The organism is Mycoplasma haliaeeti, from assembly GCF_048284645.1.
Classification (GTDB): Bacteria; Bacillota_I; Bacilli_A; order Mycoplasmatales; family Metamycoplasmataceae; genus Mycoplasmopsis.
In genome coordinates, this window is record NZ_JBLWAB010000004.1 from 52,995 (window position 1) to 66,558 (window position 13,564).

The 13,564-nt window shown below is 29.5% G+C and carries 6 protein-coding genes; 3 read left to right on the top strand and 3 right to left on the bottom strand.

The features are described 5' to 3' along the window. The first annotated feature begins 242 nt into the window (after positions 1–242). Positions 243–6,314, top strand: coding sequence for an MGA_1079 family surface serine endopeptidase (locus tag ACNQ2T_RS01730; RefSeq protein ID WP_418035833.1), 6,072 nt, complete (start codon positions 243–245; stop codon positions 6,312–6,314). 62 nt (positions 6,315–6,376) lie between these two features. Here the strand turns inward: ACNQ2T_RS01730 and pip are convergent, their stop codons facing one another. The 3 genes from pip to rpmG form a co-directional block, all read right to left on the bottom strand. Then, entirely contained in the window at positions 6,377–7,327 is a 951-nt protein-coding gene (pip, locus tag ACNQ2T_RS01735; RefSeq protein WP_416755359.1) for a prolyl aminopeptidase, read from the bottom strand. Next, positions 7,311–8,372 (bottom strand): M24 family metallopeptidase, encoded by a 1,062-nt coding sequence (locus ACNQ2T_RS01740; RefSeq protein WP_416755361.1) that lies wholly within the window; start codon positions 8,370–8,372, stop codon positions 7,311–7,313. Before ACNQ2T_RS01740 ends, pip begins: the two co-directional genes overlap by 17 nt. Before the next feature lie 109 nt (positions 8,373–8,481). Further along, positions 8,482–8,634 (bottom strand): 50S ribosomal protein L33, encoded by a 153-nt coding sequence (gene rpmG, locus ACNQ2T_RS01745; protein ID WP_078747366.1) that lies wholly within the window; start codon positions 8,632–8,634, stop codon positions 8,482–8,484. Positions 8,635–9,102: 468 nt separating this feature from the next. On the opposite strand from rpmG, the gene ACNQ2T_RS01750 reads away from it, so the two are divergent. Together ACNQ2T_RS01750 and ACNQ2T_RS01755 are read left to right on the top strand one after the other, a co-directional pair. Beyond that, positions 9,103–10,002, top strand: coding sequence for a hypothetical protein (locus ACNQ2T_RS01750; protein ID WP_418035834.1), 900 nt, complete (start codon positions 9,103–9,105; stop codon positions 10,000–10,002). A gap of 61 nt (positions 10,003–10,063) precedes the next feature. After that, a complete protein-coding gene (locus ACNQ2T_RS01755) occupies positions 10,064–13,516 on the top strand; it encodes a lipoprotein 17-related variable surface protein (RefSeq protein WP_418035835.1) in 3,453 nt (1,150 codons plus the stop codon). Positions 13,517–13,564 lie beyond the last annotated feature (48 nt).

Genomic DNA, 13,564 nt, shown 5'->3' on the forward strand with positions numbered 1-13,564 from the left:
AAAATGAGAAATATATTCCACATTTTTAGATTTTTTGCAAAACGCAAAAACAACTAGGGAAATAAGTTTTTACATAAGATAAAAATTATTAAAAGAAAAAAATAATGCGCATCATTAATTTGCATTTATATTAATATATAAATAAGTTGAAATTCACAAAAAGCTAGATATTTGTATAAATGACTAGCATTTTTATACTTTTTTATCAACAAAAATAAACAACTAATCTATGGTAGGTATATATGAAAAAGAAAACATTACTGAAAAATATCTCTTTATTAACAGCAACGTCAACTTTAGCTTTTCTTGCTTCAAGTTGTCATGATGACAATAAGGCTTCAGTTACTGACCAATATGATGCGAAAATACAAGAATTAAAGCAAAACATTGAGGCAGAAATTAATGCTAATACTTTCTTTGTACACAATAATTTAGTTAGTGCTGCTGACTTAAATAACCTAATTGCACAATTAGATAGTGCACTTGCACAAAAAAATATTTCACAAGAACAATATCAAGCATTCGTTACTTCTAAAACTAGCCTGCTAGAACAATTTCAAGCTAATTGTGCTAAGGCTAAAAGTGAACTTATTAATGATGTCAAACAATTAGTTACTAAATTAAGCACATTAAATCCATATACTATTGGAATTGACTTGTTTAACCAAGTTACTTTAGCATTAAAACAAGCAGGAAATGATATTGAACAAGATAATCTTCCTGCTTTATTGCAAGATAAAACACAACTAAGCAACCTTTTAAGTCAAGTGATACAAGCAAGTAACTCTCATACTCATGTAGCAATCAATTCATTAATTGAACAAATTAATAGTGTCCTAGAAATAAATAAACTCTATGTTTCAAATGCTTTAGTTAGTCCTAACTCTTTAAATGGATTAAAAGAGCAACTAAACAACTTGCTACAAAATATGAATATTACTGCTCAAGAGGTGGATATGCAAACTGAAGCTGTAAATCAAGTAATTGCAAACTTTAATCAAGAATGCACAAATGCTTTAAATACATTAATTGGCCAAGTTCAAACACTAGTTGAAAAACTATCTGACATTGAAACTAGCTTGCTTTCTCCTGCCTTAGCTTCTCAAATTGCATCTTCTCTAGCTAGTGCAAAAGAAAATATTCAGACTAAAAACTTAGGCTTACTTTTAGAAAATAAAAGTGCTCTAAACAATTTACTAAAACAAGCTAGTGCTAGTCAACATCAAGCTTTAATAAGTAGTTATCAAAACTTAATTTCAAGCTTGAATACTATACTTAGTCAAAATCAAGTTTTCATAAGTAATAATTTAGTAAATCCTCAAGCACTTAATATGCTTATTGACCAATTAAACAGTGCTCTAAATCAAAACACAGTTTCTCAAGCTGGATTTGATCAAGTTAAACAAGAAGTACAACAAGCAATTGACAATTTTAAACAAGCTTGTCAAAATGCACTTACAAATACAGTTTCTAGTTTACAAGTCAAAATTGATTTATTTACTCCTCAAGTAATTGAACAATGTAAAAAAACAACACAAGAGAAAATTAATTCAGCTATCTTAAATGCTAAAAAGAATATTGCTTCCAAAGATCTAACAGCTATGCTTAGTGATTTAACTCAATTAGATTCTCTTTATACCCAAGCTCTTAAAGAAGGCAAAGACTCTCAATCACAAGTTAATTTATTAAAACAAGAAATGAACAATTTCAAACTTAAGGTAGCAAATTATCAAACCCAATACCAAGATTACCCTGAATTAGTTGCACTACTTCCAAATATTTCTAACCTACTAGAAAGCCTTAATAGTGAAACATTAAATCAAATTGCAAAAGAATTTCAAAAAGCACAAAGCACTCTAGCAGCTTGAGAAAAAGAAGCTAACATCATTAATTTTGACTCAACATTTAAAACTTGACTTAAAGCACATCCTGAGGTTAATAATAATCTTTTACAGCTTGCTAATAGCATTATTAATTCATTTGAAAATAACTTTAAACAAGGTTACATCCTTTCAAGTAATCAAATAGAAGAAGTTAAGGCATCATTTAATTTAAATGTTAACGAATTCTACAAACAATATGCTCAATCAGTTAATAATAACTATAAGGCCTTATATACTCAAGTTTCAGGTCTAATCTCTCGTCTTTTAGCTTTACCTTCAACTAAAGAAGAAGCCACTAAATATCAAGCTAAATTGCTGGTAAGGCCAGATACCTATAATACATTAGCACCTGAAAATAAGGCTCAAGTGCAAAAATCAGTTTCTAATTTATTAGATGAGATCTTACAAGCTTATCCACTAAATGTTATTCAACTTAAAGAAGATGGGCAAAAAGCTATTAATTTAGCGCTCAATCCTAAAACTACAGCAATTAATAGTGGATATGATTTAAACGTTAATAGTGCATCAATTAATTCAAGCAACTTTAATTTATATTTACAAGAAAATAACCAAGATAAAAAGATTAATATTTTATCTAAGGATTTTGGTCTTAATCCAGACAATTTTGACTTGCTACAAGTTAAATATAATTTAACTTCGCAAGATGTTTCAACTTATATTCTGAAGAATGTAACTTTTGATTTCAAACTTTCAACTCGCATTAATCAAATTAATTATGCAAATATTGAAGATTTATACAATGTTAATTATGCAACTCTTAGCCAATGATACGAAGACGACTTTAGCAAAGATGTAAACAAGAACTTTGGCGCATTATTATCTCCAAAATATCAAAAGCTAGATCAATACTTCAGATATGAAATCCAGCCTAATAGTATTCAACTTTCACAAGAAAAATTTAGCTTAAATGTAGTTATAAAGCATAAAGATCTAACTATTAAAACATTGACTTTAACTAGCAAGCAAGCTTTCTCATTTAAAAATCCACTCAATCGTAAGGTTAGAGTTTCACTAAATTGACCATTAACAAACAATCCAAACTTTAAAAACAATAATAGTAATAACTTACTATATGCTATTGCACAGCTATTCCAAAGCCAAATTTATAAACAAGATCCTAACTCTACAACTGGATTTGATCCTTCAGATTGAACTTATGTATCTAACTTAATGTCAACTGCTAATTTACCTGATAGGTATTCATCAATTAATAACCCTCAAAAGTTCAATTTATTACAAAATACCTTGCGTGTAGCTGCAAACATTTCACTTGAAGGTTATGACAAATGAGAATTAATTAACTATTCAAACTCAAATATCTTTATTTATAATGATCGCAACCATACAGCTACCTTTAAAATTAAATTTACAGGTAAAAACAAGCAACCATTCATATATGAATTAAATATCCAAACCAAAACAGGGCAACAATATTATGAAGCTAATAAAGAAATTTTCCAACTTTCTGACTATTTAAAGAAAACTAGTGAAATTTTAAAACAAGCTACTGTAATAAACCCTAAAGTTACTCACTCTAACTTTTATGCAGCAGAAGGAGCTAAAAAGCTTAATGATCTATATACATTACCTAAATTTGGAAAGTATCAAATTATCTTTAATGTATCTAACCCACATGACTATAGCGTGAACAATGTTGAAGGATATGTTGAATTGCAATATGCAGTAACACTTGATGGCAAAGTTGTTAATGATAATAGACTAAAATCCCCTAAATTTAAGCTTTATTACTTTAGACCATTAGTTTATACTGATATTAAACCAAGTAATAATAAAGCTTGATTTACTAGTGAAGACCTCAAATCACAAGGTTCAAATCAAACTGTTAAAAACCAAGTTGCTTTAATTAACTCTCACAACTTTGAGTACCGTACCCTATTTGGTAAAAGAGTCTTTGATGCTGACACTTTAATGGAAGAGCAAGCATTTGATAAATTAAATTACTTATTTAGATTCAAAGGCGAAAAAGCACCTGTAGAAAATAATGATAAATTCGATAATAAGGATTACGATGAAAAAGATAAAGGTCCTAGTGCTCCAAGTACTCCTAATACCAATGATATATCTAACCCAGATGACCAGCCACATACTGTAGATCCAAATTCATTACTTGGCAGCTATTTTGTTTACTACTATGATGTTAAGGCATCATATAACCTTAGAAGTAGAACCTCTTATATGACTTTCAAAGTTGGGTTTATTAACAAATGAAATTGAAATGATCGTTACACAACTAACGAAATCACACTTAGAAACCTAAAAAATGATTTTGCTGATGAATTTTTCCCAGACATAATCCTTAATAAGATAACTAAAGATCAATTCTATATTAGTGGTATTGAAAATATATCAGCTTCACAATTTGCATCTGATATCAAATCTAATGTTCCTCACTCATGATCACTTAACGTTAGTGCACCAGCATACAAGAAATATTTATTATACCCAGGTCAATTTAGTATTTCAGATATTAGAATGGTAGATGATAAAAATGGTCGTGCAATGATTCGTTTAGCATACCAACAAAGACCACAATTTGGTAATCGTAAGTACATAGGTGATGTATGATATGAAATTACAGGATTTAAGACTAATGCAAATGCTAATGAAGTCTCATACAGCAACCAAGATCTTTTACGCCTACCATTTAGTCAAAAAATGAAAAAAATCTTCCGTGCTAATGGAGATGTGCTAAGACTTAGAACTAATGAAACAACTGCTAAAGATAATTACTGATTGCTCAATAAAGAAACAGGTAAAGTTGAATATACTTTAGATAATAAATACTTTAAGCCTATCTTAGAGCAACAAAACAAAAACGCAACAGTTCAACTTCATCTAAATGCAAATATTAAATTCCTTGATTCAATTTCCTATGCTAGAGTATATAGCTATACTGATGGAACTCCTGGAGGAATTTGACTATCATTTAACTATGATGAACTCAAGAAAAATGGCAAGGTTGTAATTAACCAAAGCACTGAAGAAGTAATGCCTCGTGGAAGCAGCCAAAAAATAAAAATTGATTACAGTATGACTGTAACTCTAACATCTCAAGGTATGCACTTTGAATTTGGGCTAAAGAATCCACAATATAAGATTGTTCAAGACAATCCAATTGGTTCATTATATCAACCACCTTTCTTCTTTGTTCCTAATAATTTACAAAATACCTTTAATCCAAATGAAGCCTTCTTCTTTGATTACTTTGCTGGTAATATCACCTATGAATATACCAACCAAGTAGCTGATGAAGATTTTGGAAATGCTAATAGTACTAATGTAATTAGCTATAAAAATATGGATTATACTCAAGAAAATATGCCAATTGTGCTTTCTAATAAAGACTCATTTGCAGATCCATTTAAATATAATCCAAACCAAATGCTAAGCTACAAACTGCAAGATGGATACAAGTTTAATAACGAATACCTTAATAAAGCTTATGTAGCCACATCCCCAGTGGCTCAAGACCTCATGTCAAGATCCTTTGCCATGAACTTTGGTAGTGGAATGATGGTAGCCAAAGTAAATTCTGATCCTAATGACGGAAGATTCTATGCTTTAACTAACCACCACGTTATAAATAATGATAAAAATAATCTAACTCCTGAAAAAAGTACTATGAATGCTGGAACTGCTCCAACTGTAGCTGGACTTGATTTTGGCAACAATGTGGATGCTGGATTTAGTTACTGAAGTGGACTATATAACCAAGGTACACATGTCCAAGTAGTTTGATCAGGAATTAATCAAGTTGGATATAACTCTCATTTTGACCCTAACACACAAGTATTTAAGACTGGAATTTTAAATACTCATCAATTTTTAGATGTCACATTAATAATCTTTGATGCCAACAGTCTCATTCAAAGTTTAAAAGCTGAAGGTAAATTCCAAACAGCAATGTGATATCAAAATTGATTTAACCTTAAGAATTTAAACTTCTTACCATTTTTAGAAAAACAATCACCTAACCGTAATAAGAACATCCAACAAGGTCTATTTAATGGATTCCCTTATGGAAAACAATCAACCTACATTATTCACAGAGATGATCCTGGATTTGAAACTGACAGTTTCAAAAAGCAAACTCCATATGAACCAACATACTATAATGCTGGTAACTCAGGAACCGGGGTTATGAATAATGATGGTGAATATGTAACTACAATTAACTCAGGAGGGCCATTGTGACTACTAGTTGGTAAAAATGGTGCTTATAACACTGGTAAAGATTGATTTAACTTCTATGGTGTAAATGAAAATGGTCAAAATCCTCTTGACCTACTTAACTATCATTCAATGGCTCGTAATATCATGAGAATGAATGCTTTTGATCCAGATCTTTATGATATTCCATGATTCTTTAAACAATGAAATAAAAATTAAGCGCTATCATGGCGCTTTTTTGTATAAAAAAGCTACCTTGCCAATACAAAATAGCTTAATAATTATAATTTTCCTTGTTTAATTTCAGACTTAATAGTTTCGCTAGCTTGTACTAGTAAAGATTGGTTTCTAGCATCTCATTGAGTATGTCCAGCTCCATCTACTAGGTGTAAATCAACATTGGTTAAGTGTTGAGATACTAATCAAGCTCCAATTGGACGAGTATCAATATCTTGACGTCCATGAACAATGATTGTACGAATATCTTTAAATTTATCTATATTGTCTAAAATGTAATTATCATTTGGGAAAAATGAATTGTGCATAAAATAGTGTGATTCTAGCAATGCAATTTGATAATCATGCTTATAGTTAGGTTTTAAATTAGCCTTATTAATTGAAACAACTTCTGATTCTCAATTAGCAAATAAATCAGCTGCTTGTTTACGTTTAGCTTCATCACTTCCAATTAGTAAGTTATAGTATTTTTCTAAAATACTATTTCCTTTTTCATTAGCTACAAATGCTTGATATTTAGCAAAGTAATCTGGATAGAAAACATCAGCTCCCTTTTCATATAAGAAGTCAATATCTTCTTGACGAGCTAAAAATACACCACGTAAAATTAATGCTTTAACATTTTTAGCATACTTAATTGAATAGCACATTGCAAGTGTACTTCCTCATGAACCACCTAGAATTACAACTTTACCTAAATTTAGGTGTAGACGTAACTTTTCCACATCTTCTACTAATTCTTGAGTAGTATTATTTTTTAACTCACAATATGGAAGTGATTTACCAGCACCACGTTGATCAAATAGTACAATTTTATAAAATTCAGGATCAAAGAATCTTCTACATTTAGCTGAAGTACTTCCTCCCGGACCACCATGGAAGAAGAATACAGCTTGCCCATTAGGGTTTCCACTTACTTCATAGTAAATTTTATGAATATTGTCTACTTGTAAGTAACCTGTTTCATAAGGTTCAATATTAGAAAATAGTTTCATTGTTTTCTTCTTGTCTTGAGAATACATAGTGACCTTTTTCAGTAACTAGAACATCATCTTCAATTCTAGCTCCCCCAAGTCCTTCAATGTAGATTCCTGGTTCAACTGTTAAAATCATACCTGGTTCTAATACTCATTGTGACATAGGTGAAATTGATGGTCATTCGTGAACATCAATTCCAAGTCCGTGACCTGTTGAGTGAACAAAGTAGTCTCCATATCCTTTAGCTTTAATGTAATCACGGCAAACTTTGTCAACATCACTAGCTTTCATTCCTGGTTTAACACTTGCTCTACCAGCTGCTGCTGCTTCTTTAACAATGTTTAAGATTTCTAATGCTTTAGGATCTTTTACTTTATCTTCTCCACCTAGAATTCATGTTCTAGTAATGTCAGCTGTATATCCTTTATATCTAGCACCAAAGTCAACTTTTAATAAGCAACCTTCTTCAAGTTTCTTATCAGTTGTGTGGTGGTGAGGTTCAGCTGAAGAAGAAGCTGTTGCAATAATTTCATCAAATCCTTCTTTATCTCCACCATGCTTCTTAAGTAAGAAGTTTAAATAAGCACCAGCTTCTTTTTCACTCACACCTGGTTTAACTCATTGTTTAAATTCTTCTAAAGCTGAAAGTGAAATATCAATTACAGCTTGCATAATTCTTAATTCGTCTTTTGATTTAATAACTCTTAATGTTTGAGCATCGATTCATTTGATTTCTTCAGGGTTTACCATTTTAACAATGCGATCTTGTACTTCTTTTGTTAAATAGTTCTTTTCTAAAGCAATTTTCTTGTATCCCCTTTTAGCAAATCATTCAGCTAATGAGTTACCTTTAATTAAAACTACATCTACATTTTTAGCATTGTTTCTGCAGTATTCAATATATCTTCCATCAACAAATAATGTAGCTTTATCTCTTTCAATAGCAATAAAACCATCTGTTGTTTGAACACCAGCATATCATAATCTAGTTTGAGGAGCTTCTGAAATTAATACTTCAACTCCAGTTTCATCAAACATTTCATTTAATTTTCTTTTGTCCATAAAAGTCTCCTTATATTTAATAGTGATTTAATTATATTACTAAGTAGTTAAATTAATACAAGAATAAAAAAATTCAGCATTTGCTGAATTAGGAATTTAAAAAGAAATACTATTTCTTTTCTTTGTGGTTTGTGTGAGCATTACATTTTGAACAGTATTTTGAAAGTTCAACTTTTTCTGGATGGTTTTTCTTATTTTTCTTAGAAATATAGTTTTCCATTTTACATTCTGTGCACACTAATGTATAACCTTCTCTTGCCATATTTTGCTCCTTTTCTTTTTTAAATTGATATCAATAAAATTCTTAACAATTATAGCAAAAAAACCAAACTTTTAAGCGATAATTTCACGAATACAGTGCTTTTTTTAGCCCCGAGATATTGTGTTAAACATTATATTATAAGTAAAGATCATTTTTTTATGATACAAAAGTGACCAAAAATTGATTTTTTTAGCTAAGTATGCTATTTAGATTTGAGAAAAAAATAAAAAAATTAAGATAAATGACCAAAAATGCTTCAAAAAGTTAAATAAAAAAATGATTTTTATTCCTAAAAAATAGGAATATTCATGTAAAATATACAATTTTGTTTTTTTAGTAAGTTTTTTTCTATACCCAGCCTGTTTTTTTTTTTTTTTTGAATACAATATTTATGTATTAATACACTTAAGTAATATCCAGATATAGGATAAATACAAATAAATACGAAAAAAGGACATAAAAAATATTATGAAAAACTTTAAATCAATAATTTTTTCATTAGGATTAGCTGGAGTTGCAGTAGCACCTATGGTTGCTTGCCAATGCCAACCAGAAGCTAAACCTGTTAAAAAAGAAGATGCTTCAAATTCAATTAAAGCGCCTATTATTGCATCATATAAATCAATTAAAGATGGTTTAACAACAGATGCTCAAAAAGCTGCTTTAGATGCATATGTAAATAAAGAAGCTGAAGGATTAGCAGCTCAAAGCTTAGCAGTGTTAAATGCTGTTTCAGGTGTTTTACCAGAAGCTCAAAACAAAACAGTTGCTGAATTATACAACTTAGTAGCTCTAAAATTAAACTCAGCTCTTGTTGAAGTATTACAAGCTTCATTAGCTTCAACAGCAACAGGAACAGGAATTGAAAGAGTTAAAAACGCTTTAAGTGCAGAAAAAATGACAGCTATCAAAAATGAAGTTGCTGACATCTTAATTGCCAACTCTGACAAAATCGCAAATGTTGGAAAAGCTATTTTTGAAACATTAAAAACAAACGAAAGCACAAAAAACATTACAACATTAGATGCATTCATCAATGGTATGACAACTTTCTTCAATACTGAAATCAAAGCAGTTGCAAACCAAGTTAAATCATTAACTGTTGAAGGAAACGCAAGCATGGCTGTTTTAGATCAATTCAAAGCTTTAATGCCTGAACTTAAAACAAAAGCTACAGCTAAAGCACACGAATTATTAACACAAGAAGCTGACTACAACGCAGTTAAAGCAGTGTTAAAATCAAAATATGAAGCATTAGAAGCTTCAGTTAAATCAAATGTTGCTTTATTAGTTTCTACAACAAAAGAACTTGCTGAATTAATCAACACATTAACAGCATCTACAGCTACTACAACAGAAGCTAAATAATTACTTAAAATTATAAGAAAGGAAAAGTTAATGTCTTTATAAGCACATTAACTTTTTTGTTATGAAAAGGAAAACAAGCAAACTTTTATTAGCATTAATGCCAGCCTGGTCACTAACAGCATTAGCTGCATCTTGTAACAACCCAGCAGCAAATGATAATGCCAATTCAAATCAACAATTAAAACAAGATCTTAAAGCGCAACTTAATACTGAAGCAAATGGTTATACTATCTCATTAAAAGATAACTCACTATTAGCTAAATTACCATCAGAAATTACTTTTGATAACTTACAAGGGATCAATTCGAATAAAAATAATGACTTTATTTTCCAATTTACTGGAGAACTAGTCCCAAGCCAAAGAGATGGAAGTTTACAAGTTTCTTTCTATGTTAGAGCTATGGATCCAGAAACTAAAAAATGAGTATACTCAGATGTTAAAGCATTTACTCTCTCAGGTTTCAAAAATGATAACAATTTAACTGATGAAGCCTTGGAGCAAGCTAAACTAGAAATTAAAGCGCTTGATTACAAAAGCATGTTGCCAAGTGAAGCTGCTCAAAGAGATTTCATTTCTTTAACTAACTACAATAAAGATTTATACAAAGCAAATATTGAATTAGTTCCTGCTGATGAACCAGGTTACTTATGCGTTTACTATAAACTTGAAAATATTGCTTCCCAATATAATACAAAAGTAATGCTACAAGTTATCAAAGGATTTAAAACATCACTTGAATATAATAAAGAGCAAACTAAAGTTAGCCTTAATAATCAAATCAATTCAATTGCTCGCTTAACTGTGGCAAATTCAATTGATAAGGATGAAACAAAAGCTAGCCAAATTAATAATAATGAAGTTATCTTCCCACAATTACTAGATGCTACAGCAAATATTATTGAAAGCTCTTTTGATGATGAAAAAGGTACATATACAGCTAAATTTGAATTAGTTTCAACTATTTATCCTGAAATTAAATCTGAAGAAAAAACTATTACAATTTCAGGTTTCTTAACTAATGGACAAATAATTAATAAAGCTGACAATAAATTTAGAAAAGAACTACATAACTTTATTGTAGCTAACCCTATAGCATTCCAATATAAAGAAAACGAAAATAGAGATCACATATTACCATCAAGCACAAATGATGCTGATTTTAAGGCATTAAATGTTCCTCAAGGCTTAATTCTTCATGTTAAATCTCTTAATAAAGATGATTCTAATGGTATTGTTTCAATTATTTATACAGTTTCACGTTTAAACCCTGATACAAATAATGTTGTCGAAACAAATGAAGAACAAGTTGCAACAATCAATGATTTCTACACACAAAGACAATTAGAAATTGATACCGAACAAGCTCGTTTAAATCAAGAAATTAGCAATTTTAACTTAACTTTATTAGATACTGTTAATAAGGCAGAAGTCAAAGCAAGTGCAATTTCAAAAATCAGCTTCGATACAAATAATCTTCCTCAAGATGCAAATTTACAAATCACATTCGAACCTAATGATGATAAAGGAGAAGTAGTAGTTACATATGCATTCATTTCAACTAAGCCAACCTTAGGATCAATCAGCTCATCAACTAAAAAAATAGTTCTAAATAACTTTTTAACAAATGAACAAGAAAAGATTAATAATCTAGCTAATGAGTTTAGTTTAGATACATCAAATATTTCATTAGACCCTGCAGTTTATAATAAAAGATCATTTGAAAAACTTTATTTAGATAAAAACACTAATGAGCCATACCAAATTACAGATAAAATAAAATCATTAGTTGTTAAGTCTATTGATGGTGCTAAATTTGAAATCACTAAATTTAACTATAATATAGATTTAGAAAACGATGTGTTCAATTTTGATTTCGATATCAAACTATATAGCAATGTAGATAAAACTGTTGAATCAAATACTAAACATATTAGTGTTAACATGATACCAATCATTGCTCAAAGATTTTTACCAATCTACCTTAAAAAAGGAATTTATATTTTAGAAACTAGCTATGGCAATGGCATAGCTAGAAAACTAAAACCTAGCTTAGTAAATCAAGATTTATCACTTTTATTTTCAATAAATGCTGGAGGAGGTTGAAATAAAAGACCAAGTGATAAAATAACCTTAAAATCAACAAATGATGATAAAGGTGAGCTGACTATTACAGTTACTTCTAAAATGGGAGAATATATCACTTCAAAAGATTTTATTATGACAGGCTTTTTAAATAGCAATCAATATCAAGAATATATTGATAAACGAAACAGTATTAGAGAGAAGTTAAATGGTTTAGTAAGAAATTATGATCTAAATACTAATAAGGCATTTTTGAAAGCAGTGGAAAATAAAAATCCACAAGAAATCACACCAGAGTTATTAAATGGAATCAGACTATCAGACCTAGATGCTCAGTTAACTCTAGTCCCTAGTACTTTAAATGTGCAAAAACAAACTCATTCATTTACTGCAAAATATAAGCTCAAAAGCACAGAAAATAAATTTGAGGATGTTATATCAGATGAAATAGGGATAGTTATGTACAATAAACTATTTGATACAGCTATATTTGGCAAAATATATGATGACAGCATGGAAAATATAGTTACAGAAGTAACAAATGTAGAATCTGAATATAATAAAAAACTTTCTAAAACTACTAAAATACCAGCAAACAGAATGGAAAGATTTAATTCTATTAAAAAAGAACTATTCACAAAGATACAAGAAAAAATGAGCAATGCATCTATAAAATCTACAAGAGATTTCTTTAATGCTACTCTTGCAGATAAAGAAGATTTATTAAAAATATACACCTTCTTTGACAGTTTACTTATTATTAATTCTAATATGAATATTATTTCAGATATGTATGGTGGTATATATACTACTCCAACAAGTTCGTTATCATGACTGGTTACATTTATTGGTGGTACAGTAGTAACTGCTGCTAAAATGATCCATGGATACTATTTAGAGCCTTTATTTGATAATGTCTTTAATTACTTAAAAAATAATTCGCAAACTTTTACAAATATATTAAATGGCAAAGTTGAAAATGAAGTTAATAATCATCAATTTAACACCGATATTAATAAAGTTAAATTGGCAGAATCTATCAAAAGCATTCTTCTAGAAACATTTAATAATTATGTTGATTTCTACTTAAATATTGATTGACAATATATGGTTGATGGCAAAAAGATTAATGTGCAATCTAACAGATACCGTAAAACAATAGAAACATGGCCAAAACTAAAACCTGGTCGTACATGACTAACAACTAACTGAGCAGATATCTGAAGTTCAAATCGTCACAACAGTAAACTAGAAACACTTATTTCTCAATTAACAAATGAATATAAATTATCTGATTCTGATACTGACTTTATATCAAAATTAATAAAAGAGTTAGCTTTCCCTATATTCAACATTGGTAAAAATTACTCCGATGTAATGTATAATGACTTATTAACAATTGCATATAAGTTATCAGGAAATAAGGAATAATCCATAACACCATTAGCTCCATGCTATGGTGGCTAAAATGCAATTTCC